The 23,072-nt window shown below is 55.1% G+C and carries 20 protein-coding genes and 1 tRNA gene; 17 read left to right on the top strand and 4 right to left on the bottom strand.

The annotated features are described in order from the left end of the window. The first annotated feature begins 115 nt into the window (after positions 1–115). Complete coding sequence (yjeH, locus tag PGR09_RS19275) at positions 116–1,363, top strand: L-methionine/branched-chain amino acid transporter (protein ID WP_430916432.1); 1,248 nt, start codon at positions 116–118, stop codon at positions 1,361–1,363. Positions 1,364–1,394: 31 nt separating this feature from the next. Here yjeH and PGR09_RS19270 read toward each other — a convergent pair whose 3' ends face one another. Further along, the gene (locus tag PGR09_RS19270; protein WP_015368667.1) at positions 1,395–1,865 is read right to left on the bottom strand and encodes an FxsA family protein; all 471 of its coding nucleotides are present in this window, start codon (positions 1,863–1,865) and stop codon (positions 1,395–1,397) included. Between the two features lie 335 nt (positions 1,866–2,200). On the opposite strand from PGR09_RS19270, the gene aspA reads away from it, so the two are divergent. The 9 genes from aspA to PGR09_RS19225 all read left to right on the top strand — a co-directional run bounded on the left by aspA (position 2,201) and on the right by PGR09_RS19225 (position 11,701). Beyond that, complete coding sequence (gene aspA, locus PGR09_RS19265) at positions 2,201–3,637, top strand: aspartate ammonia-lyase (protein WP_045380159.1); 1,437 nt, start codon at positions 2,201–2,203, stop codon at positions 3,635–3,637. 116 nt (positions 3,638–3,753) lie between these two features. Beyond that, the gene (locus PGR09_RS19260; RefSeq protein ID WP_015368669.1) at positions 3,754–5,055 is read left to right on the top strand and encodes an anaerobic C4-dicarboxylate transporter; all 1,302 of its coding nucleotides are present in this window, start codon (positions 3,754–3,756) and stop codon (positions 5,053–5,055) included. A gap of 99 nt (positions 5,056–5,154) precedes the next feature. Beyond that, entirely contained in the window at positions 5,155–5,478 is a 324-nt protein-coding gene (gene cutA, locus PGR09_RS19255) for a divalent cation tolerance protein CutA (protein ID WP_289577980.1), read from the top strand. Next, entirely contained in the window at positions 5,454–7,178 is a 1,725-nt protein-coding gene (locus PGR09_RS19250) for a protein-disulfide reductase DsbD (RefSeq protein ID WP_430916431.1), read from the top strand. The genes cutA and PGR09_RS19250 overlap by 25 nt, the downstream gene beginning before the upstream one ends. A 35-nt stretch (positions 7,179–7,213) precedes the next feature. Further along, positions 7,214–7,789 (top strand): transcriptional regulator, encoded by a 576-nt coding sequence (locus PGR09_RS19245; protein ID WP_045396541.1) that lies wholly within the window; start codon positions 7,214–7,216, stop codon positions 7,787–7,789. A 65-nt stretch (positions 7,790–7,854) separates the two neighbouring features. Continuing rightward, complete coding sequence (locus tag PGR09_RS19240; RefSeq protein ID WP_430916430.1) at positions 7,855–9,942, top strand: DUF1176 domain-containing protein; 2,088 nt, start codon at positions 7,855–7,857, stop codon at positions 9,940–9,942. 114 nt (positions 9,943–10,056) lie between these two features. Beyond that, positions 10,057–10,132: transfer RNA gene (locus PGR09_RS19235), tRNA-Phe, on the top strand. A 395-nt stretch (positions 10,133–10,527) separates the two neighbouring features. After that, entirely contained in the window at positions 10,528–11,361 is an 834-nt protein-coding gene (locus PGR09_RS19230; RefSeq protein ID WP_430916429.1) for an RNase A-like domain-containing protein, read from the top strand. Between the two features lie 22 nt (positions 11,362–11,383). Then, positions 11,384–11,701 carry a contact-dependent growth inhibition system immunity protein gene (locus PGR09_RS19225; protein ID WP_430916428.1) on the top strand — a complete coding sequence of 106 codons (318 nt, stop codon included), beginning with the start codon at positions 11,384–11,386 and terminating at the stop codon, positions 11,699–11,701. 61 nt (positions 11,702–11,762) lie between these two features. On the opposite strand, the gene PGR09_RS19220 is transcribed toward PGR09_RS19225, so the two are convergent. Beyond that, a complete protein-coding gene (locus PGR09_RS19220) occupies positions 11,763–12,050 on the bottom strand; it encodes a PerC family transcriptional regulator (RefSeq protein ID WP_020079839.1) in 288 nt (95 codons plus the stop codon). A gap of 331 nt (positions 12,051–12,381) precedes the next feature. Next, positions 12,382–12,948, bottom strand: coding sequence for a helix-turn-helix transcriptional regulator (locus PGR09_RS19215; protein WP_045396469.1), 567 nt, complete (start codon positions 12,946–12,948; stop codon positions 12,382–12,384). A 650-nt stretch (positions 12,949–13,598) separates the two neighbouring features. Here PGR09_RS19215 and pgaA point away from each other — a divergent pair. From pgaA to pgaD, 4 genes are read left to right on the top strand one after another with little or no spacing between them, the layout of a single operon-like run. Then, positions 13,599–16,046 carry a poly-beta-1,6 N-acetyl-D-glucosamine export porin PgaA gene (gene pgaA, locus PGR09_RS19210; protein WP_316423234.1) on the top strand — a complete coding sequence of 816 codons (2,448 nt, stop codon included), beginning with the start codon at positions 13,599–13,601 and terminating at the stop codon, positions 16,044–16,046. A 38-nt stretch (positions 16,047–16,084) separates the two neighbouring features. Continuing rightward, entirely contained in the window at positions 16,085–18,070 is a 1,986-nt protein-coding gene (gene pgaB / locus PGR09_RS19205; RefSeq protein WP_380377833.1) for a poly-beta-1,6-N-acetyl-D-glucosamine N-deacetylase PgaB, read from the top strand. Further along, the gene (gene pgaC, locus PGR09_RS19200) at positions 18,063–19,394 is read left to right on the top strand and encodes a poly-beta-1,6-N-acetyl-D-glucosamine synthase (protein WP_047046346.1); all 1,332 of its coding nucleotides are present in this window, start codon (positions 18,063–18,065) and stop codon (positions 19,392–19,394) included. Before pgaB ends, pgaC begins: the two co-directional genes overlap by 8 nt. Beyond that, positions 19,391–19,825 (top strand): poly-beta-1,6-N-acetyl-D-glucosamine biosynthesis protein PgaD, encoded by a 435-nt coding sequence (gene pgaD / locus PGR09_RS19195; protein WP_315712205.1) that lies wholly within the window; start codon positions 19,391–19,393, stop codon positions 19,823–19,825. The genes pgaC and pgaD overlap by 4 nt, the downstream gene beginning before the upstream one ends. A gap of 56 nt (positions 19,826–19,881) precedes the next feature. On the opposite strand, the gene PGR09_RS19190 is transcribed toward pgaD, so the two are convergent. Further along, positions 19,882–20,673, bottom strand: coding sequence for a DsbA family protein (locus PGR09_RS19190; protein ID WP_015704089.1), 792 nt, complete (start codon positions 20,671–20,673; stop codon positions 19,882–19,884). Between the two features lie 220 nt (positions 20,674–20,893). On the opposite strand from PGR09_RS19190, the gene PGR09_RS19185 reads away from it, so the two are divergent. The 3 genes from PGR09_RS19185 (at position 20,894) to cbpM (ending at position 22,941) form a co-directional block, all read left to right on the top strand. After that, the gene (locus tag PGR09_RS19185) at positions 20,894–21,577 is read left to right on the top strand and encodes a TerC family protein (RefSeq protein ID WP_045396487.1); all 684 of its coding nucleotides are present in this window, start codon (positions 20,894–20,896) and stop codon (positions 21,575–21,577) included. A 141-nt stretch (positions 21,578–21,718) separates the two neighbouring features. Continuing rightward, a complete protein-coding gene (gene cbpA / locus PGR09_RS19180; RefSeq protein WP_047046356.1) occupies positions 21,719–22,636 on the top strand; it encodes a curved DNA-binding protein in 918 nt (305 codons plus the stop codon). Beyond that, complete coding sequence (gene cbpM / locus PGR09_RS19175) at positions 22,636–22,941, top strand: chaperone modulator CbpM (RefSeq protein ID WP_015368685.1); 306 nt, start codon at positions 22,636–22,638, stop codon at positions 22,939–22,941. Before cbpA ends, cbpM begins: the two co-directional genes overlap by 1 nt. Positions 22,942–23,072 lie beyond the last annotated feature (131 nt).

Here is a 23,072-nt window from a genome sequence, read left to right as displayed (position 1 = left end):
TAAAAAAAAATTTCCGCCTGTGCGCTGACGCGCAAAAATATTCCCGCGGCGGCCGCGCTTTCTGGCGCAAGGGGTTGTGATAACATCGTTTTTTTGCCGCGCGCAGGATTGAGTCATGAGTGGTTTAAAACAGGAGCTGGGGTTAGGTCAGGGAGTCGGGTTACTTTCAACATCACTACTGGGAACCGGCGTATTCGCCGTACCGGCGCTGGCGGCGCTGGTCGCAGGCGATAATAGCCTGTGGGCGTGGCCGGCGCTGATTCTGCTGGTTTTTCCCATCGCTATCGTGTTTGCCGTGCTTGGGCGCCACTTTCCCAGCGCTGGCGGCGTGGCTCATTTTGTGGATATGGCGTTCGGCCCGCGTCTGGCGCGGGTAACCGGTTGGCTGTTTTTATCGGTGATCCCGGTGGGCTTACCCGCCGCCCTGCATATCGCCACCGGTTTTGGCCAGGCGCTGTTCGGCTGGCACGATACTCAACTGCTGCTTGCCGAGCTCGGCACGCTGGCGATCGTCTGGTGGGTGGGTTCACGCGGCGCCAGTTCCAGCGCCAATCTACAGACGCTGGTTGCGGTAATGATTGTCGCGCTGATCGTCGCCATCTGGTGGCGCGGCGGCATAAACCCGGCGCAGATCCCTTTCCCGCAGCCTAAAGATGTCGACACGTCGCAGCTGTTTGCGGCCCTATCGGTGATGTTCTGGTGCTTCGTCGGCCTGGAAGCCTTTGCTCATCTGGCATCAGAGTTTAAACGTCCGGAGCGCGACTTCCCCCGAGCGCTGATGATTGGCCTGGTGCTGGCTGGCACCGTTTATTGGGGCTGTACGGTAGTCGTTCTGCATTTTCGCGCCTTCGGCGAGGAAATGGCGGCGGCGGCTTCGCTGCCAAACATCGTAGTGCGACTGTTCGGCGTGCAGGCGCTGTGGGTTGCCTGCGTAATCGGCTACCTCGCCTGCTTCGCCAGCCTTAATATCTATATCCAAAGTTTTGCCCGCCTGGTCTGGTCGCAGGCGCTGTTCAAACCGGAGAGCTATCTGGCCCGCCTGTCGCCGCGCCAGGTACCGCGCAACGCGCTGAATGCGGTCTTAGGCTGCTGCGTACTCAGTACGCTGTGCATTTACTGGCTGAACATTAATCTCGATGCGCTTATCGTCTATGCCAACGGCATTTTCATCATGATTTATCTGCTGTGCATGCTGGCGGGATGCCGACTCCTGCACGGTAAATACCGTGTGCTGGCCACGGTGGGAAGCGTGCTATGCCTGCTGCTGTTGGCCATGGTCGGCTGGAAGAGTTTGTACGCCATCATCATGTTGGCGGTGCTGTGGTTCGCCTTGCCAGCACGCTCACCTTCAGCAAACAGATAACAAAAAACCGGCGCAGGCCGGTTTTGTCGTTTTAGCGGTCGTCTTTGTGATCCAGACGGTCGCGTTCGTCGTCTTTGCGCTGGAACTCCCCTTCGAAGGTGTCTCCGTTGCCGGCGCCGGCGCTAAAACCGCCGCCCGGCATCCGGCTAAAGCGCAGATACGGCATCAGTTTTAAGGTCATCAGCTTTTGCACCGGCGGCAACAGCAGCAGCAGGCCGAGGAAGTCGGTAAAGAAGCCTGGGATCAGCAGCAGAAGCCCGGCGATAATCAGCGACACGCTTTTAATCATTTCTGCGGCAGGGCTTTCGCCAGCCGCCATTTTCTGCTGCATCAGCATCAGGTTTTTGAAGCCCTGGTTGCGCACCAGCGACATCCCCACCACCGAGCTAAAGATAACCAGGATCAGCGTCAACAGCACGCCGAGCACATGCGCGACCTGGATAAAGATCGAGATCTCGACGTAAACGTATAAGAAAAAGGCAATAAATGGGATCCAACGCACCGGCGTCTCCTTCAATCGGCCGTCGTCGCAGACGCCCGTAGTGATAAATTTGCTATTCGCGTCATAGGAATGTGGGGTTGGCGCGCCATTTTTCAATCAACGGCAACGGCATTTTTTTCAAAAATAGTAAAGCGGTGACTCATTTCACAGATTAATAATTCTTATCCGCCGCGCTATATAATAAGTGATCAAGGTTACTGAACTTCGCTATCATCAGCATATGATCGTGGGCACCGGGCCGGTTAAGGAAATAATCTTCGGTCTGAAAATACGCTAAATCCTATAAATTCTGTGTATTTGGTGAATTCATTGGCAGCTTGAAAAAGAAGGTTCACATGTTAAACAACATTCGTATCGAAGAAGATCTGTTGGGCACCAGGGAAGTTCCAGCTGACGCATACTATGGCGTTCATACTCTGAGAGCGATTGAAAACTTCTACATCAGCAACAACAAGATTAGCGACATCCCTGAGTTTGTTCGGGGCATGGTGATGGTGAAGAAGGCCGCCGCGCTGGCTAACAAGGAACTGCAAACCATTCCTAAAAGCGTAGCGAACACTATTGTCGCCGCATGCGATGAGGTGCTGAACAACGGTAAATGCATGGACCAGTTCCCGGTTGATGTGTTCCAGGGCGGCGCGGGCACCTCCGTCAACATGAACACCAACGAAGTGCTGGCGAATATCGGTCTGGAACTGATGGGCCACCAAAAAGGTGAATACCAGTTCCTCAACCCTAATGACCACGTCAACAAATGCCAGTCCACTAACGACGCCTACCCAACCGGTTTCCGCATCGCGGTCTATGCTTCGATTCTCAAACTGATCGACGCCATCAAACAGCTGGGCGAAGGTTTCCAGGCAAAAGCCGTCGAGTTCCAGGATGTCCTGAAAATGGGCCGCACGCAGTTGCAGGATGCGGTGCCGATGACCCTCGGCCAGGAATTCCACGCTTTTAACGTTCTGCTGAACGAAGAAACCAAAAGTATTCTGCGTACCGCAGAACTGCTGCTGGAAGTGAACCTCGGCGCGACCGCTATCGGGACTCGCCTGAACACCCCTGACGGCTACCAGCAGCTGGCGGTACAGAAACTGGCGGAAGTCAGCAACCTGCCGGTCGTTCCGGCGGAAGACCTGATTGAAGCGACTTCTGACTGCGGCGCGTATGTGATGGTTCACAGTTCGCTGAAACGCCTGGCGGTCAAACTGTCCAAGATTTGTAACGACCTGCGCCTGCTCTCTTCCGGCCCGCGCGCTGGGCTGAATGAAATCAACCTGCCAGAACTGCAGGCCGGTTCCTCCATCATGCCGGCAAAAGTTAACCCGGTGGTGCCAGAAGTGGTTAACCAGGTGTGCTTCAAAGTTATCGGCAACGATACCACCGTAACCATGGCCTCCGAAGCCGGTCAGCTGCAGTTGAACGTTATGGAGCCGGTGATTGGCCAGGCGATGTTTGAATCTATCCACATCCTGACCAACGCCTGCTACAACCTGCTGGAAAAATGCGTGAACGGCATTACCGCCAACAAAGCGGTATGCGAAAGCTACGTCTACAACTCCATCGGTATCGTGACCTACCTCAACCCGTTCATCGGCCACCACAATGGCGATATCGTCGGCAAGATCTGCGCCGAAACCGGTAAGAGCGTACGTGAAGTGGTACTGGAGCGCGGGCTGCTGACCGAAGCCGAGCTGGACGACATTTTCTCTCCGCAAAACCTGATGCATCCGGCTTATAAAGCAAAACGGTATACCGATGAAAGCGAACAGTAAGCTTTCAGGGTAAACTAACCAAAGGCATGTCAGTAATGACATGCCTTTTTGCTTTTTTGGGTTTACGAAACGACAACAATTCAATATCAACTTGTTAAAAAACAAGGAAGGCATATATGTTTGGTGCAGAGCTCGTGGTTGTCTTGCTGGCAATCTATTTGGGGGCCCGACTGGGGGGCATTGGTATCGGCTTTGCCGGTGGCCTCGGCGTCCTCGTCTTAACCTTAATTTTTCAAATTCCACCCGGGGCAATCCCCTTTGACGTCATTGAAATTATCATGGCGGTTATCGCCGCTATCGCCGCGATGCAGGTCGCCGGAGGGATGGACTATCTGGTCAGCCTCGCCGAACGTATGCTACGCCGCCATCCCAAGTACATTACCTTCCTTGCGCCGCTGGTCACCTGGTTTATGACCGTGCTGGCAGGCACCGGTCATACCGCGTTCTCTACCCTGCCAGTGATTACCGAAGTGGCGAAAGAGCAGGGTATTCGCCCTTCCCGCCCGCTCTCCATCGCCGTTGTCGCTTCGCAGATTGCGATTACCGCCTCGCCGATCTCCGCGGCAGTGGTCTTCTTTGCCGGTATTCTCGAACCGCTTGGCGTCAGCTACCTGACGCTGCTGGCGATCTGCCTGCCGGTTACCCTGATTGCCGTCATGCTGACCGCCGTCGTCTGTAACTTCCTCGGCTGCGAGCTGAAAGACGACCCGGTATACCAGGAGCGACTGGCAAAAGGGGAAGTGAGCCTGCGCGGCAGTCAGGTCTTCGAGCTGAAGCCGCATGCTAAACGCTCCGTTCTGCTGTTCCTGGTGGGCATTGTCGCGGTCATGTTCTACGCTACCGCCATCAGCGACACCGTCGGCCTGATCCAGAACCCGGTGCTGCCGCGTAACGAAGCGATCGTGGTCTTCATGCTGACCATCGCCACGCTGATTAGCATCACCTGTAAGATCGATACCGGCGAAGTGCTGAACGCCAGCACCTTCAAGTCCGGGATGAGCGCCTGCGTCTGCGTGCTCGGCGTCGCCTGGCTTGGGGATACCTTCGTCAAAGCACATATTGCCGATATCCAGACGGTGGCGGGCGATCTGCTGCACAACTATCCGTGGCTGCTGGCGGTGGTGCTGTTCTTCGCGGCTACGCTGCTCTATTCACAGGCCGCCACGACCAAGGCGTTAATGCCCGCCGCACTGCTGCTCGGCGTCACCCCGCTGACGGCAATTGCCTCATTCGCCGCGGTCTCAGCGCTGTTCGTGCTGCCAACCTATCCGACCCTGCTGGCCGCGGTCGAAATGGACGACACCGGTTCCACGCGTATCGGCAAATATGTCTTTAACCACGCCTTCCTGATCCCGGGCGTCATCGCCATTACGCTTTGCGTGATCCTCGGATTCATCTTCGGCGGCCTTATGCTGTAAGATCGTTAAAAAGGGGCCAGTGAAGTAACTGGCCCCTTTGGTTAATCTCTCCGCATCATGCATGCTATAGTGCCTCTTTTCGCTGATACGAGGTTCACGATGACTACGCCTGATGCTGTTGTTGTACTCTGTACCGCGCCGGATGAAGCAACCGCCCAGGATCTGGCGGCCAAAGCGATCGGAGAAAAACTCGCCGCCTGCGCCACCATCCTGCCGGGAGCGACGTCGCTCTACTACTGGGAAGGGAAGCTTGAGCAGGAGTATGAAGTCCAGATGCTGCTCAAAACCAATCAGACCCATCAGCAGGCGTTACTGGACTGCCTGAAGTCCCATCACCCGTATCAAACCCCCGAACTACTGGTCCTGCCGGTTACTCACGGAGACAACGATTACCTCTCATGGCTCAACGCATCATTACGCTGATCCTGCTACTGTGCAGCGCATCGGCCAGCGCCGGGTTGTTTGACGCCCCCGGGCGCTCAAACTTCGTGCCTGCCGATCGGGCTTTCGCCTTTGACTTTCAGCAGAATCAACACGACCTCAACCTGAGCTGGCGCATCAAGGATGGTTACTACCTCTACCGTAAGCAGATCACGCTGACGGCAAAAGATGCGGCGATCGTCGAACCTTCGCTACCGCCTGGCGAATGGCATGAAGACGAGTTTTACGGCAAAAGCGAAATTTATCGTCAGCGCCTGACCTTGCCGATTACCCTTACGGAAGCCAGCAAAGCAGCCACGCTGACCGTCACCTATCAGGGCTGTGCCGACGCCGGATTCTGCTATCCGCCGGAGACCAAAGTCGTGCCACTCAGCGCGGTGCTCGCTGACTCCGACAAGGCGCAAGCGGCCAAACCATCAGCGCCCGCCGCGCTCCCGGCCAGCGGCAGCCAAACCGGCGCGGAGCCCGCGTCGCTGCCATTTTCGGCGCTATGGGCGCTGCTGATTGGTATCGGTATTGCCTTTACGCCTTGTGTCTTGCCAATGTATCCACTGATTTCCGGGATTGTCCTCGGCGGTAAGCAGCGCTTATCGACGGCACGCGCCCTGCTACTGGCCTTTATTTATGTCCAGGGGATGGCGGTTACCTATACCGCGCTGGGGTTGGTCGTGGCCGCCGCCGGTCTGCAATTTCAGGCCGCGCTGCAGCACCCTTACGTATTAATTGGGCTGTCAGTGGTATTTATCGCGCTGGCGCTGTCGATGTTCGGCCTGTTTACGCTGCAGCTGCCTTCATCGCTGCAAACCCGACTGACGCTAATGAGCAACAAGCGCCAGGGGGGCTCGCCTGGCGGCGTGTTTGCAATGGGCGCCATCGCCGGGCTTATCTGTTCCCCTTGCACTACGGCCCCGCTTAGCGCCATTCTATTGTATATCGCTCAAAGCGGTAATCTGTGGCTTGGCGGCGGCACGCTGTATTTATACGCGCTGGGAATGGGGCTGCCGCTGATCCTGGTGACCGTGTTCGGTAACCGTCTGCTACCGAAGAGCGGGCCGTGGATGGCTCACGTCAAGACCGCGTTTGGCTTCGTGATCCTCGCGCTGCCGGTCTTTTTACTGGAGCGCGTGATCGGCGAAGCCTGGGGTTTACGCCTGTGGTCTCTGCTTGGCGTCGCCTTCTTCAGCTGGGCGTTTATCACCTCGCTTGGCGCGAGCAAACCGTGGCTACGGCTGGTGCAAATCGTCATGCTGGGCGCCGCGCTGGTTAGCGCGCGTCCGCTGCAGGATTGGGCCTTTGGCGCACCGGCCGTCCAGCAGCAGGCGCATCTGGAGTTTACCCGCGTCAGCACCGTGGATGAACTCAACCAGGCGTTAGCGCAGGCCAAAGGGAAACCGGTCATGCTCGATCTGTATGCTGACTGGTGCGTGGCCTGTAAAGAGTTCGAAAAATATACCTTTAGCGCTCCTGAAGTGCGACAGGCCCTAAAAGAGACCGTTCTGTTGCAAGTGGATGTCACTAAGAACAGCGCGCAAGACGCGGCCCTGCTGAAACATTTACAGGTGCTCGGCTTGCCGACGATTCTGTTCTTCAACGCGCAGGGAGAAGAGCAGCCCGCACAGCGCGTCACCGGGTTTATGGATGCTGCGGCATTCAGCGCCCATTTGCGCGATTGGCAACCGTGAACGACACTTGAGGAGGATAAATGGAGGAGACTACCGTGCAACGTGAAGATGTCCTGGGTGAAGCCATACAAATTCTCGAAATCGAGGGTATCGCCAACACCACGCTGGAAATGGTCGCCGACCGCGTCGCATATCCGCTTGATGACCTCAAGCGCTTTTGGCCCGATCGCGAAGCGTTGCTCTATGACGCCCTGCGTTATTTAAGCCAGCAGGTAGACGCCTGGCGTCGCCAACTGTTGCTGGATGAGACGCTGAGCGCAGAACAAAAGCTGCTGGCGCGCTATAGCGCGCTGACCAAATGCGTCAGCAACCACCGCTATCCGGGCTGCCTGTTTATCGCCGCCTGTACTTTCTATCCGGATGCTCAGCACCCGATTCACCAGTTAGCGGAACAGCAGAAGCAGGCGTCACTGGCCTACACGCACGAGCTGCTGACCCTGCTTGAGGTGGATGATCCGGAAATGGTCGCCAAGCAGATGGAATTAATCGTCGAAGGCTGCCTGAGCCGCATGCTGATCAAGCGCAGCCAGGCCGACGTCGATACCGCCCAGCGTCTGGCGGAAGATATTCTGCGCTTTGCCCGCTGCCGGATGGGCGGCGCGCTCACGTAATTCGGATTTCCGAACCCCTGCAAGGCGCATATAATTCCCTGACACTTTCTGTGGCAGGGATTTCTATGCGTCCACTTCTCTGGGCCGCCGTACTGGGGCTCTGTTCGACCTCGCTGATGGCCGCCCCTCCTTGCGGTTTCTCTTTCGCCTACAAAGACTGGGAAGTCGCCTGCGATAATACCGGCACCTGCCGGGCTGCGGGCTATGGCGCGACAATGGGCGAGGTCAGCGTTCTGCTGACCCGTAGCGCCGGCCCCGGGCGGCAGGTAACCGCGCAGGTCACGTTTGCGCAGACCGAGCACGATATTCCGCCAGATGCCAGCGTAAATCTGTTTATCAACGATAGCGATCGTGGGACGCTTGAGGCTATCGACGATAACCATTTTCACTTTGACAGTACGCAAACCAGCGCGCTTATTACCGCCCTGGAGCAAAACGCGAAAATCGAACTGGCGCTCAATGGCCAGCGCAAACGCCTATCTAACGCGGGCAGCAGCGCGGTATTCCTTAAGGTCGATGAATTCCAGCAGCGGATTGGCACCGCCGATGCCCTTTTACGTAAAGGCGACAGCGATGAGAGTGCCGTCCTGCACGCCATTCCCGCGCCGGAGATCCTGAGCGCGCCGTTTATTCACAACGCCCAGCCCGTTGCGTTAACAGCTAAACAACAGCAGAAATGGCTGCCGCAATTGGAAAGCGCGCTCAACAGCCGTTGTGATGACTGGCAAAACGCCGATATTCCGGCCAGCGAACGGCAGATCACCGTCACCCCGCTGGATAAAAATCACTCGCTGCTGCAGACTCTGTGCTGGCGCGTCGCCTATAACGACGGCTACGCGATGTGGGTTGTCGATAACACACTGGCCGCCAGGCCACAGCTGATAACCACTGATGCCTCCAGCTATAACGATGGCGTAATGACCCTCTTCAACAAAGGGCGCAGCGTCGCCGACTGCGTTAACGGGGAAGAACGTGTGTGGGATGGCAAAACCTTTGTGCAAAGCCTCAAGTACAGCACCGGCATGTGTCGGGAAATCACCCTTGGCGGAACCTGGCAGCTTCCCACCTTCGTCAGCAAGGTTATTCCCCGCAAGCAACGAGAGGCCGATATACTCGCGCTGAAGACGTTGCACGACGCGCTCCTAAAAGAGCAAAAACGCAATCCGGAACTCGCATTAGAGAACATTGCGGAACAGTTTCCGCTCAGCGGACACATCAGCCACTTTACCCTCACCTATGCCGACGACGCGCCGGTCTCAACCACCAAGCCAGCGGCGGATATCAGCGACGATGAGTGGCAGGCGTTTTTACATTCCGATATCAGCGCCGATTCGGAAAACGGCAAAGTCAGCTTCACGCTTATCGACCTCGACGGCGACGGCAAACGCGACCTCATCATCGATAGCTATGTTGGCGGTACCGGCCTGTTCAGCTATACCGGCGTGCTGAAACGCGGCGATAGCGCCTTTGAATCGGTGAACGATGCCGACAGCAATGACGACGATAACTTCGATGCCGGCGTGCCCGGCGCCCTTTACTCTATTAACGATCGCGGAGCGAACCAGTGGGGCCGCTGGGTCAGAATCAACAGCCAGGTTTACGCCCTGTGGTTTAACGGCGTGTTTGGGGAAGATAACCTCTATCTGCTGCGTCCGTTTAACCAGAGCGACCTGACGCCGGCCATCACCATCCGCTACCGTTATAACCTCAATATCATTAGCGCTGCGGAAAACGGGCAGTCACCCACCCCAGCCTTAAACGATAAAGATAAAGCGGGCTTATTGAAGTCATTGAACGTCATGCAAGGTAGCCTGCTAAAGGATAAACCTGCTGACGATAACGATGAGCCGATTTGTCCTGTTCCCCCCGGTACCGCTAAAGATGATGCGGACAACTACTATGGCGGCGTTGCGGGGCACTACACCGTTGAAACGGTGGCGTGGATCCCGGTGTGGCTCAACGATAAATGCTTTATCGGCACGATCTTCAGCCATCATGGCGCCTATCGCCACGGAGTGGATGCCATCCTAACCATCAGTTCGCCACGAGATGATGAAGAGATCGTTGGCGATTACGACATCTCCGGAAAACGCCATGCCATCGCCATCACCAGCGGCTGGAAAGTTCGCGAAGGCGATAATGGAGTGATGTGATTTTAAGCAAAACGCGCCTTTTGGCGCAGAATTGCCGCAAAGATAAGCAATCAAACAATAAATAGAGAAATTTCATTGACGCAGTGGGCGGATTACGGTTTAATGCGCCCCGTTGCCCGGATAGCTCAGTCGGTAGAGCAGGGGATTGAAAATCCCCGTGTCCTTGGTTCGATTCCGAGTCCGGGCACCACTTATTCAGAGAACCCAGCCTATGGCTGGGTTTTTGCTTTTCTACGGCCTACCGCGAACCGTATGCCTGATAAGCACAGCGCCATTAGGCATTCAATGCCCATCGTTTTTACCTTTAACTTCAGCCATCGGTTATTCATCACTAACGCAGGCCTTCAGTTCGGATGTGACATACTGCATTGAGTCACATAAAAACGTTAAGATGAATCTTCGTTTCAGCCGCCCCTCTTTATAAGCCACTTACGCAAAATAATAGTGCCAATTTATCTTCAACCCACTCTAATCAGAACGTATTTGAGAAAATAAGAGCAATAGTAGCTTATCCGGTAATGAAAATTCATGCTAATGACTGTTATGATTGTGTCGAATATTTAATCACAACAGGAAGTCTGTGATATGCAAGAGAATAACGGAATAAGAATGGCTCTTTCTCCCGTACAACTAGCCGCCGTTCTGGCCGATAAATCCGTCAGTGAGGGGGAAACACTTAGTAATCGCCTCTGGGGAGGTCTAGGATTGGCCAACGGTCTGGTTGAAATGTTTGGTGCCGGAGTCATGTGCATAGCCCCCGAACCAACCATGATCACTAAAATCGGGTGTGTCATCGTGGGAACCCACAGCCTGGATACGATACAGGCTTCCTTTCGTCAGGTATGGACCGGTAGGCAGGTCAGTACCGATACATACAATTCTGTAGTATCTCTGGCCGAAAGTCTGGGTTCCGATCACCAAACTGCCGTGAACGTTGGAATGACTCTGGCTCTTGCGATTCCTATGGGATTTGCGCTGACGATGGGTGCTATCCGCGTTGCTTCTATACGTGGAGGACGGATAAAACTGGCTGAACATGAATTTTTGAGGAGTCGCTCATCAGGTGGCCATACTCTCCAAAATCATGTTGGCAAAACGCCAGAAGGGCTGAGAATGAGACTAGATACTACTCCCCGATTAAAGTCTGTCAGTAGTTTCAAAAGTACCAGTGAAGCTGAGCGCTTAGTATCAGCCGTTATTCAGGACAATAAAACTCAGATAGAGATGTGGGTAAGACATCTACCACCTGGGATGAATGCAAAAATGCAGTTGGATCGCATATTTGCGAACCAGACGGGAATATTATTATTCAAAGGTGCGAAAGAAGTAACTACTTGCTACAAAGTCCGGGTGGTCATCGAGTTTGCGCACTGGCATGGAAAACCCTATTTTGTATTGACAGCCTTTCCTCTACCCTGAACACAGTTTGTACATGACAAAAATGAACCTGAATGAACTTAACGGCTTTATCACGGTTTACTTCGGGCAGGATTATGACCTTATCGATGATAGTGATGAGATCGACCCCAAAATTGACGCATTTATCGCCGATAGTCATCTCGCCATAAAGTATGGCCTTATCGCAGACATTGACCTTCTGCTGAAGGAAGCAGATAACCCGGAAGAGGAATTCAGGATGCGCTATGGTTCAGACTTTGATCCTCACCTGTGGGGAACAGATGCCCTTAGCTTCCTGAAACGGGTAAGAGATAGAATTAGTCATTCCCTGAATGAGGCGGAGCCGACAGGCCGTCAGTAACCCGCGGCTTCCTTACCACACTATCGGTTTGATCTGATTCAGCGAGATGTCGCCGAAAACGCTAGCGCCGCGTCGCTTTCTTTTTAGCAGGAAGGCGGAACACTTCGCCATTCGGCTTGGCAATCCCCATACGGTACTGCGTCTCTCTGGCAGCCTTATGGATATCAGCAAACTCCTCTTTACGCGCCGGCGGCAGCTTCGCTTTTTTCAGGCATTTATTGCGGTGCATCCTTATCCATTCGCGATCGTTGTCATCGACGCACGTCTGCATCACATCCACCCAGCGCGAAGCAGCCCGGCGATACAATCCGCGAGCTTCCAGAGATTCGGCGATACTGTCCTTGATCATTCGATAATTTCTCTCACATATGCTAGCTAATTTGCGTATATAAATATAACCACGCCATTCGAAGAAATAATGAAAGAAAACCCCGGTAATTTGATCCACGATAAATCTATGCCAACTCAATATTGAGAGCATTTATAATATTAATTGCTGTGTGCATTAAAACTGCCGAAGCAGTAAGTACTTCCAAAGAGCATTTTTATCATATACCGCGGGTTATCATCTGAGTCATTCCTGAACTACGGTTATACCTATCAATGATTGATTAAATTAAAATAATACCGTTGTTTAGTGGCTTGTATGTAGATAGCTTACTCTGCATTCATTTCCCTTTTTATCGCTTCGGCGCGGGACACTCGAGCAGTCTATTTTTAAAAATAAACAGACAGGCTTCATTAAAGTTAGCCAGCCCCAGACGTTCATAAAGCTCAATGCGCTTGCGATACAGGCTTTTCACCGAAGTATTAAGTACCCCAGCTATTTGCTCCATGGTCATCCCCGCTCTGAGTAAAGTCAACGTCATATGTTCCTGCGGTTTCAGGCTGAAATTCTTGAGCCATTCTCGGGTCAATCGCTTACTCTTCACGTCAAGAAACAGGCTAAATAAATTAGCCATATCCGTCGGCGTCAAAGACATGTTGAGAAACCACTTTAAGCTCAGCAAATGCTCTTCCCGATGGCGCATATCAAGCATAATACAGCAGATACGTTTACCCGCTTCCGCTGCGCCAGGAATAAGATAATCGTAAAAACAAAGCGGCGCCCGACTATCCACCAGCACCGAAAACTCCTCGGCATCACTCTCAAAAAGCTTACGCTCTATCGAATGTAACTGGATGATATCTGGAAAGAAAATCCTCACCCCTTCAAAGAGATAGTGATCCTGAGTTACTAAAAACATTGTCGTTGCCACAAATCATCCCTTTAACAATAAAGCAACAAAACCCCTCCAGGGAGAATATGCACAGCGCCTGGTAGCGTGCTGACTATGGCGAGCCAAATAAAGCATGTGATTGTCTTTTAGTAATCCCCCAATCTCTCCATCTATAGTGAACGCTCCACTCCACTATCCTTACGTCATTTCTTAATTATCTGTGCTCAGGCTAATTATAAATAAAAAACTCGCACAAAAAAGAAGCTTTTCTACTATTGAGAATTTTTGTCAAAAATCGTCTTAAATATCTACAGCAACCGCCTGACATTATGCATGAAAAAGCCAACCAAAAACATTAAAACAGAATTTCGGACACCATTTAACTTTTTTCAATTCAGTAAGTTATGCGTAACATAAGACAATTAATTAATTCATTAAAGGTCAATTTCCAGATTTATCTTAAAACTACAGGCCTATTATTTGGCATATTTTCAGGCAAACATATCAGGTGTACATTAATCGCCACCCCGTTATCGCGAGGAGATATTTTATTACCTTAAATAAGTAATCGCAGTCGCGTACCGTCAGGTAAAAACTCATTACCCCATCCTTTTGCATTCAGCTAAAAGGCCGACGTGTTGTGCAATGGATTCTTGATGGACATATGGTAAATAGTTATGGGAAGATCAACTCGTTTCAATAAGTTATTCTTTTATCGCCGCACGACATTCTCGCTTTCAATTAGTTTATTGTTGTTAACGCCTATTCTGGCTCAGGGGGCTGAGTCGATATATGATCGGCATGTGCTACAGGCGCGTGAAGGTAATTACTCCCCTTTTCTCGATTATCTTCAGCAATATCAACAACAACATGCTTTGACGCCTGAGCAAGTCGCCGACTGGCTTCAAATTGCCTCCTGGGCTGGACGTGATGAGGAAGTAATCCAGGTCTGGCAGCGTTATCAGGTTTATATGGCGCTACCGGCACGCGGTACGGCGGCAGCGGCACAGGCTTTCCGTAATCAAAAACGGTGGTCTTCAGCGCTGGCGCTCTGGGATCAGGCAATTGGCCAGCAGCCGATGAACGACGATTATCTTATTGGTCGGATTAAAACGCTGGCCGATGCGCGCCATGACGGGCAGGCGCTAAGTGAAGCCCGCCGCTTGGTCGCCACCACCCCCAGCGCCGCTCACCTGCAGACGCTCTCCTACGTCTATTTACGTCAGGGAAAAAGCTGGGACCAGCTGCTCACCGATATGCGCGCGCAGGAACTCGCGCCGCAAAACAGAGAAACGCTCAATAGCCTGATTGATAGCCTGAGCAGCAATCGCATCAATTCGCCTGCGCTGCAATGGTCAGCGAAAACCACCTTAACGCCCGCGCAGCAGCGAAAGCTAGAAATGGACGCGGCGGCGGAGTGGGTACGGCTGGCGCACACCCCGGCCCGCGGTGAACAGGAGCGCTTTCGCCTCGCGCAAACGGCGCTCAACCGCTACGACGCGCTGTTCGCCCGTTGGCGTCAGGAGCCGCAGGCCGCAGAGGATCTTGCCCGCGCGCGTATTGACCGCCTCGGCGCGCTATACACCCGCGGCTATTACGCCCAAGTCATTAAGGAATATCAGTCGCTGACCGCCGCTCAACAGCCCGTCCCTGACTGGGCCATCGGCTGGGTTATCTCCTCTTATCTTGCACAACAAAACGTCGAGGCCGCGCTGGCGATCGCCCGCCAACATCCACTTTACCGGCCGGACCCGCAAGATGATCAGCATGAATTATTTTATGCGCTGCTGGATAGCGGCCAGTATCAGGCCGCCCGCGAGTATCTCGCTAAAGTGACGAATGGCGTTCCCTACACCCGCCGCCTTTACGGCTCGCCGACGCCGCAGCCAAACGACCCGTGGCTGAACGCTCAATCGCTGAAGGTACAGTATCTACTGAGTACTAACGCGCTGCCGGAAGCCGAACGGCTCTCCGACCGACTGGCCACCACCGCGCCCGGTAATCAGGGGCTGCGCATTGACTACGCGGCGATACTACAGGCGCGTGGTTTACCCCGCGCCGCCGAACGGGAACTGAAAGCGGCGGAAGCGTTGGAGCCTTCGAACATCCCCCTCGAACGTCAGCAGGCCTACGTGGCGATGGATCTTCAGGAGTGGCGGCAGATGGAGCTATTAACCGATGACCTGCTGGCGCGCAGCCCCGAAGACCTGAGCACGCAAAAATTAGCTCGCGCTCGCGAGGTGCACCATATGTCGGAACTGCGCCTTAACAGCACGCAAGGGATCCACTCGGATAACCCGGTCAGCGGTAGCCACGACTTTAGCTGGGATGCGGCGATTTACGGCCCGCCAATCGCGGATAACTGGCGACTTTTCGCCGGTAATCGCTTCGCCAAAGGGAATTTTGATGAAGGAAAAGGCTCCAGCCGCCAGCTATTTGGCGGCATCGAATGGCGCCCGCGCGATGCCTGGGCTGAACTGGAAATCTCCAACAACAATTTCGCCGGCGACAACAAACCCGGCGCCCGACTTTCCGCCTGGCAAAGCTTCAACGACAACTGGCAAATTGGCGGCGAGGTCGAACGTCTGTCGCGGCAGACGCCGCTGCGCGCGCTGCGTAACGGTATCAGCGCCAACCGCGGCGAGGGCTGGGTTCGCTGGTATCAAAACGAACGACGCGAATATCGCTTCAGCGCCGCCGCCACCCGCTTCTCCGACCACAACCGTCGTCAGGAATATACAATCTCCGGCAAAGAGCGGCTCTGGCAATCGCCAACCATCACGCTCGATCTGGAACCTGGGCTCTCCGCCAGCGTCAACAGCCGGGCGGATACCCTGTACTACAACCCGAAACGCGACTTCGCCGCCACCTCGGCGCTGGTCGCCGATCACGTCATGTATCAGCACTACGATACCGTCTGGAGCCAGCAGCTTGCGGCAGGCGGCGGCGCCTACTGGCAAAAAGCGTATTCGACCGGCGCTATCGCCATGCTCGGCTACGGCCAGCGTATTCGCTGGAACAACGTGATCGACACCGGCGTGATGCTGAACTGGGACAAGCGTCCCTACGACGGCAAACGCGAAAGCAATCTCTCCATTGCCCTTGATGCGAATTTACGGTTTTAAGGATAAACATGGTCAACAAAAGTATCCGCATCAGCCTGATGGTTATCGGCTGGCTCCTGATGACCTGCGCGCTTCGCGCAGAAACGATTCCTTTTCTGCCGCCGGACGCGCGGCCGCAGCCTGAGGCGAATAAGCCCTGGCCACAGAATAAGTTTCTGGTATTGGCCTATCACGATGTAGAAGACGATGCCGCCGATCAGCGTTATCTGGCGGTGCGTACCAGCGCGCTCAACGATCAAATCGGCTGGCTGCTGCACAATGGTTATAAGGCCGTCAGCGTGCAAAATATTCTCGACGCCAACGCGGGGTTAATCACGCTGCCGCCAAAGGCATTTCTGCTGAGTTTCGATGATGGCTACAGCAGTTTTTACACCCGGGTCTGGCCGCTGTTAAAAGCCTGGAACGTCCCGGCACTATGGGCGCCGGTAGGCAGTTGGGTCGATACGCCGGAGCAGAAAAAAGTCGATTTCGGCGGTCTGATGACTCCGCGCGAGCGTTTCGCCACCTGGGAGATGGTGCGCGAGCTCGCGCAATCGCCGCTGGTTGAAATCGGCGCGCATACCTGGGCTTCGCACTACGGTATTCAGGCCAATCCGCAAGGTAGCCGCGAACCGGCGGTTGCCAACCGTTTTTATGATAAGGCCAGCGGACGCTACGAAAGCGACCAGCAGTTTCACCAGCGCATCGATACCGACGTGCGCAAAGTGAGCGACAAAATCGCCGACGTCACCGGCAAAGCGCCGCGCGCCTGGGTATGGCCCTACGGCGCCGCCAACGGCACATCGCTGGCTATCGCGAAAAGCCGCGGCTATCAACTGGCGTTTACCCTCGGCGATGGTCTGGGCGATGTGCGGGATTTGGATAACATTCCCCGTCTGCTTATCTCCGGCAATCCGTCGATCAAGGCCTTCGCCAGCCAGGTGACGCAAATCCAGGAGCGTGAGCCGGTTCGGGTGATGCACGTCGATCTCGATTATGTCTACGATAAAGACCCGGTTCAGCAGCGCAAAAATATCGATAAGCTGATCCAGCGTGTCTACGACATGAAAATCACTCACGTTTTCCTGCAGGCCTTTTCCGATCCGCTCGGCGACGGCACGGTGAAAGCGCTCTACTTCCCCAACCGCCGCCTGCCGATGCGCGCCGATCTCTTCAACTTCGTCGCCTGGCAATTACAAACGCGCGGCGGCGCCAAAGTGTATGCGTGGATGCCGGTGCTGGCGTTCGATCTGAACGGTTCGCTACCGCGCGTACAGCGCTGGGATGCGCAGAGCAACACGCTGCGCCAGGCCACTCGCCCCTATGTACGGCTATCGCCATGGAATAGCCAGGTGCGCGATCAGATCCGCGATATTTATCAAGACCTTGCCCGCTACGCGACCTTTGATGGCGTGCTGTTCCACGACGACGCGGTGCTGACGGATTATGAAGATGCCGGCGCCGGGGCGATGGCCGCCTGGCGGGCGGCGGGCCATTGGGAGGATATCGCGCAGATCCGCCAAAATCCCGCCACGCTGCATGCCTGGACGCGGTTTAAAAGCCAGGCGCTTATCGACTTCACCCGCACGCTCAGCCAGAGCGTAAAAGAGATCCGCGGCCCGCAGGTGAGAACCGCGCGCAATATCTTTGCCCTGCCGATCCTGCAGCCGGAAAGCGAGGCCTGGTTCGCGCAGAATCTCGATGATTTTCTGACGGCCTACGACTGGACGGTGCCGATGGCGATGCCGCTGATGGAATCGGTTCCGGTTGCGGAAAGCGATGCGTGGCTGGCGCGTCTGGTGCGCGCCGTCAGCGCCAGACCGGGCGCATTGAAGAAAACCATTTTTGAGCTGCAGGCTAAAGACTGGACTCTCCCGCAGCAGAACGCCATCCCTGACCAACAGCTGGTTGACTGGATGCGGACGTTACAGCTCAACGGCGTCAACAATTACGGCTACTACCCCGACGATTTTCTTAATAATCAGCCTGATATCTCAAAAATCAGGCCCCTGTTTTCATCGTACTGGTATCCCAACAATGACTGATCGCATTATCGCATTTTCGATTTTATGCCTGGTTTTCGGGCTACCGCTGGGCGTGGCCGCCGTTTTCACCGGCGAGTTGATACTGGATTTCGTCTTCTTCTGGCCGCTGTTTATGTCGGTGCTGTGGATAACCGGCGGGCTCTACTTCTGGTTTCAACTGGAGCGCCACTGGCCATGGGGTAAAGAGACGCCGCCGCCGGAGCTTGCGGGCGATCCGTTGATCTCCATTTTGATTCCCTGTTTTAACGAGGAGAAAAATGCCCGCGAGACCATCGAAGCTGCGCTGGCGCAGCGCTATCGCAACATTGAGGTGATCGCCATCAACGACGGTTCCTCCGACGATACCGCCAGGGTGCTTAATCAACTGGCGGAAGAGTACGCTCTGCTGCGGGTGATTCACCTGGCTGAAAATCAGGGGAAAGCGGTAGCGCTGAAAGCCGGCGCTGCCGCCGCGCGCGGGGACTTACTGGTGTGTATCGACGGCGATGCCCTGCTCGACCGCGATACCGCCGCCTACCTCGTGGCGCCGCTGATCCAATACCCCCACGTCGGCGCGGTGACCGGTAATCCGCGTATTCGTACCCGCTCGACGCTGATTGGCCGCATTCAGGTCGGCGAGTTCTCTTCGATAATCGGGCTGATCAAGCGCACCCAGCGTATTTATGGCCGGGTGTTTACCGTCTCCGGGGTGATTGCCGCTTTTCGTCGCCAGGCGCTGGCGGACGTCGGCTACTGGAGCCCGGATATGATCACCGAAGATATCGATATCAGCTGGAAGCTGCAGCTACGTCATTGGGCGATTTTCTTCGAGCCGCGGGCGCTGTGCTGGATCCTGATGCCGGAAACGCTGAAGGGACTGTGGAAACAGCGTTTACGCTGGGCGCAGGGCGGCGCCGAGGTTTTCCTGGTCAATCTGCGCCGCGTGTTTCGCTGGGAACACCACCGAATGTGGCCGCTGTTCCTCGAATATGCGCTCTCCACGCTGTGGGCCTTCGCCTATGCGGTCACCATTTTTCTGTTCATCGCCAGCCATTTTGCCCCGCTGCCGGAGAACCTGACCGTCCGCAGCCTTTTTCCGCCGGAATTTACCGGGCTACTGCTGGGGGTGATGTGTCTGCTGCAGTTTATCGCCAGCCTGTACATCGAAAGGCGCTATGAACGCGGCGTCGCCGGCTCGCTGTTCTGGGTGATCTGGTTTCCGATGGTGTACTGGATGATCGGCCTGTTAACCACCATCGTCGCCTTCCCCAAAGTCATGTTGAAACGTAAACGCGCCAGGGCTCGCTGGGTCAGCCCTGATAGAGGTAAAGGAAGAATGTCATGAACGAACAAACTCTGATATTAACCGAGCATCGCATGTTGCCGCGGATCTTTGACGGCGTGTTAACTGCCATCGCGTGGGCCGGCTTCGCCTTTTTTATGTATGCCAACCTGCTGATGCAGTTTACCGAGCGCGGTAACGACAGCTGGGACGCAATTATGGCGTCGTTTAATACCGTGCTGGTCTATTTATTGGTGGCGGCAATTAACGGCTGGCTGCTGATTTTGTGGTATCAGTACAATCTGCGCCGTTATAACGCCCGGCGGCACGGCAGCATGGCCTCGCTGCGCCATGAAGAGCTGGCGGAGAGCTTTAATATCGCGCCGCAGATCATTTCCGAGATGAGCCAATATAACCTGCTGACGGTATACCATGATCAGATTGGCAGAATTATTGATTTGAAAATCAATCAGAACGAGGAGGTCGAACGGTAACGGCCCCCCAAAAAGGCCGCATCACGCGCGGCCTTTCCTCTTTCAGCCCGGTGAGATTACTGACCGCCGGCTTTCTTAATCGCCGCATCCAGCGAGGCTTTGTCGGCCAGTCCCGGGAAGACGGTAATGGTCGCTTCGGTCGCGCCGGTAGTCGGCATGACAATCACGCCAGGCGTACCGCTTAAGCCAATCTCCTGCGCCAGCTGGTTAATGTTTTCCAGCGCCGGTTCAACATCCGCCGCTTTTTTGGCGTCAAAGTTCACCTTTTTCGCCTGCTGCTGGATGTCCGCCGCCGTCAGTTTGCCTTCGTTATGCCCGGTAGCGTAAACGCCGTTGTGGTAAGTCAGATAGGCCTCAGCCCCTTTCTGCTGATAAATCTGCAGGCCGGTTTTCGCCGCGTCCAGCGAGGTTGCCCAGCGGCTGCCGAAAATCGGCCACTCTTTAAAGGCAAAACGGGTTTGCGGATGATCTTTAATCACCTGCTCCATAACCGGTGCAAGGCGGCTACAGTAGATGCATTGATAATCGAAGAACTCGATAACGGTGACTTTACCGTTAGCCGGGCCGTAGGTTGGCGTGGCCTTATCCTGCGTCAGCTTGTCGGCATTCTTGATTACCGCCTGAGTAGCGGCGCTGGCCTGCTGCTCCGCCTGAATTTGCTGCAGCTTTTGGCTGGCCTGCAATAGCACTTCCGGGTGGGCGACCAGGTAGTCAGCGGCGATTTTGCCGATGCGCGCTTCCTGCTCCGCGGTGAAAGTCGCGGCCGGCGCGTCAGCGGCGCTGGCCAGCGCCGGCAGCAGGGAAGCGCCCGCCAGGGCGAGAATAAGTAAATTCTTGATGCCAGACATATTGAAAAGTCCTTACGAAAAAGTAGACGGCAGGTGAGCCTAATCGGACAAAATATCATCCTTTGGCGGCGAATCATTGTCAGTCTATGCATTGATTCGTAACTTTATTTGTCAGACGCCACTATTCTCCCTACGGCTTGAAGGGTGGTCAGGGGCGAAGAACGAGAGTACCCTGCGCCCATCTTTTTTTGATCGACATTATTTGCAATACGAGCCAGGCATGAACGAAATATTGAGTCAGTGGGACTTCGCCGTTATTTTGCTACAAATCATCGCCATCGATTTGTTATTAGGCGGCGATAACGCGGTGGTCATCGCCATGGCCTGCCGCAAGCTGCCGGCGCATCTGCGCACCAAAGCCATTGTTATCGGGACTCTCGGCGCGATTATCGCACGGGTCGTGCTGCTGGCGGTGGCGATTTATTTGTTGTCGTTGCCGTGGCTAAAAATCGTCGGCGCGTTACTGCTACTGTGGATTGGCGTTAAGCTGGTCGCCAACGAAGAAGAAGAGAGCGATATCAGCAGCTCAAGCAGCCTGTGGCGCACCGCCGTCACCATCACCGTCGCCGATGTCATCATGTCGCTGGATAACGTACTGGCCGTGGCCGCCGCCGGTAAAGGCCATCTGTTACTGGTGGCGCTGGGGGTATTAATCAGCATTCCGATTATTGTCGCCGGTAGTAAGCTGGTGTTGGCAATCCTGACTCGCTTTCCCTCGGTCGTATTACTGGGCGGCGCGCTGATTGGCTGGATTGCCGGTTCAATGATGATAACCGATCCGACCCTGGTTCAGCTGTTCCCCAATTCCCCGAATTATCTACATTTTGTTGCCGGGGCCATTGGCGCGGCGTTGGTGCTGCTGGAAGGATGGCGCCGCAACTACCGCTCCGGCACCCCGGAATAATCACTGGACGCCGTCACCCCCGACGGCGTCAAGTTTTCGCCACTTTTCTCCGCCACCCTTTCTCATTTGCCCTACTCTTAATAGAGCCGCCTGATCCAGGGATTCTGTGACCAGATTTTTGAGCATAAATGAGATAACACCATGGAATTAAAGGATTATTATACCATTCTAGGGGTTAAGCCAACGGACGATCTGAAAACCATCAAGACCGCCTATCGCCGTTTGGCGCGTAAATATCACCCCGACGTCAGCAAAGAACCCGATGCCGAAGCAAAATTCAAAGATCTCGCCGAAGCATGGGAAGTCCTCAAAGACGATCAGCGTCGCGCCGAATATGACCAACTTTGGCAGCACCGCAACGATCCGCAGTTCAACCGCCAGCAGCACGCCCACGAACAAAGCTACAGCCAGCAGGACTTCGACGATATCTTCTCCTCGATGTTCGGCCAGCAGGCGCATCACGCCCGCCGCCAGCGCGCCGAGCGCGGCCACGATGTCGAAATCGAAGTGGCGGTGTTCCTCGAAGAAACCCTCACCGAACAGACCCGTACCATCAGCTACAAGCTGCCGGTCTATAACGTCTTCGGCATGGTTGAGAGTGAAACGCCGAAAACGCTGAATGTGAAAATTCCGGCCGGGGTCAGCGATGGCCAGCGTATTCGCCTGAAAGGCCAGGGGACACCGGGCGAAAACGGCGGCCCAAATGGCGATCTGTGGCTGGTGATTCACATCGCGCCGCATCCGCTGTTCGACATCAACGGTCATAACCTGGAGATCGTACTGCCGCTGGCGCCGTGGGAAGCCGCGCTGGGGACGAAAGTCACCGTACCGACGCTAAAAGAGAGCATTCTGCTGACAATACCGGCGGGCAGCCAGGCAGGGCAACGGCTACGCATCAAGGGCAAAGGGTTGGTGAGCAAAACCCACACCGGCGATTTGTTCGCCGTCATCAAAATTGTCATGCCGCCAAAACCAGATGAAAAAGCGCGTGAGCTCTGGCAGCAGCTCGCCGAAAGCGAAGCCAGCTTCGATCCGCGTAAGACATGGGGGAAAGCCTGATGGCTAAAGTAACAGTGACGTTTACCATCACCGAGTTGTGCCTGCGCACCGGGGTGTCGGAAGAGGAACTGACGGAGATCGTCGGCTTAGGGATGATTGAGCCACACCAGCCGCAGGCTGAAACCTGGCTGTTTGACGACAGCGCGGTAACGATTGTGCATCGCGCGGTGCGCCTGCGTAACGAGCTGGAGCTGGACTGGCCGGGGATTGCGGTGGCGCTGACGCTGCTGGATGAAAATGCGCGCCTAACCCGCGAGAATCGCCTGCTGCAGCAGCGACTGGCCCGCTTTTTGACCCACAGCTAAGCGGAGTTCCCGGGTCGCGGCGTTCCGCCTTACCCGGGCTACCTATGGCACTGGGCCCACCATTGCACTGGATCTGTAGGCCCGCGCAAGCGCAGCGCCGCCGGGCAATATCCGCGGATAAGGAACCGCTT

Source organism: Klebsiella sp. 141251 (assembly GCF_050600725.1).
Lineage (GTDB): Bacteria > Pseudomonadota > Gammaproteobacteria > Enterobacterales > Enterobacteriaceae > Klebsiella > Klebsiella aerogenes.
The sequence above is the reverse complement of the archived record's forward strand: the minus strand, read 5'-3'. Positions and strand labels throughout refer to the sequence as shown.

Excerpts from the sequence above, each read along its gene's own strand:
- yjeH (WP_430916432.1), top strand. The coding sequence starts at position 116 with ATGAGTGGTTTAAAACAGGAGCTGGGGTTAGGTCAGGGAGTCGGGTTA.
- PGR09_RS19190 (WP_015704089.1), bottom strand. The coding sequence starts at position 20,673 with ATGTCTGGCATCAAGAATTTACTTATTCTCGCCCTGGCGGGCGCTTCC.
- cbpM (WP_015368685.1), top strand. The coding sequence starts at position 22,636 with ATGGCTAAAGTAACAGTGACGTTTACCATCACCGAGTTGTGCCTGCGC.
- PGR09_RS19260 (WP_015368669.1), top strand. The coding sequence starts at position 3,754 with ATGTTTGGTGCAGAGCTCGTGGTTGTCTTGCTGGCAATCTATTTGGGG.
- pgaD (WP_315712205.1), top strand. The coding sequence starts at position 19,391 with ATGAACGAACAAACTCTGATATTAACCGAGCATCGCATGTTGCCGCGG.
- PGR09_RS19225 (WP_430916428.1), top strand. The coding sequence starts at position 11,384 with ATGAACCTGAATGAACTTAACGGCTTTATCACGGTTTACTTCGGGCAG.
- cutA (WP_289577980.1), top strand. The coding sequence starts at position 5,155 with ATGACTACGCCTGATGCTGTTGTTGTACTCTGTACCGCGCCGGATGAA.
- PGR09_RS19215 (WP_045396469.1), bottom strand. The coding sequence starts at position 12,948 with ATGTTTTTAGTAACTCAGGATCACTATCTCTTTGAAGGGGTGAGGATT.
- aspA (WP_045380159.1), top strand. The coding sequence starts at position 2,201 with ATGTTAAACAACATTCGTATCGAAGAAGATCTGTTGGGCACCAGGGAA.
- PGR09_RS19230 (WP_430916429.1), top strand. The coding sequence starts at position 10,528 with ATGCAAGAGAATAACGGAATAAGAATGGCTCTTTCTCCCGTACAACTA.
- cbpA (WP_047046356.1), top strand. The coding sequence starts at position 21,719 with ATGGAATTAAAGGATTATTATACCATTCTAGGGGTTAAGCCAACGGAC.
- pgaA (WP_316423234.1), top strand. The coding sequence starts at position 13,599 with ATGGGAAGATCAACTCGTTTCAATAAGTTATTCTTTTATCGCCGCACG.
- PGR09_RS19250 (WP_430916431.1), top strand. The coding sequence starts at position 5,454 with ATGGCTCAACGCATCATTACGCTGATCCTGCTACTGTGCAGCGCATCG.
- PGR09_RS19220 (WP_020079839.1), bottom strand. The coding sequence starts at position 12,050 with ATGATCAAGGACAGTATCGCCGAATCTCTGGAAGCTCGCGGATTGTAT.
- PGR09_RS19240 (WP_430916430.1), top strand. The coding sequence starts at position 7,855 with ATGCGTCCACTTCTCTGGGCCGCCGTACTGGGGCTCTGTTCGACCTCG.
- pgaC (WP_047046346.1), top strand. The coding sequence starts at position 18,063 with ATGACTGATCGCATTATCGCATTTTCGATTTTATGCCTGGTTTTCGGG.
- PGR09_RS19185 (WP_045396487.1), top strand. The coding sequence starts at position 20,894 with ATGAACGAAATATTGAGTCAGTGGGACTTCGCCGTTATTTTGCTACAA.
- pgaB (WP_380377833.1), top strand. The coding sequence starts at position 16,085 with ATGGTTATCGGCTGGCTCCTGATGACCTGCGCGCTTCGCGCAGAAACG.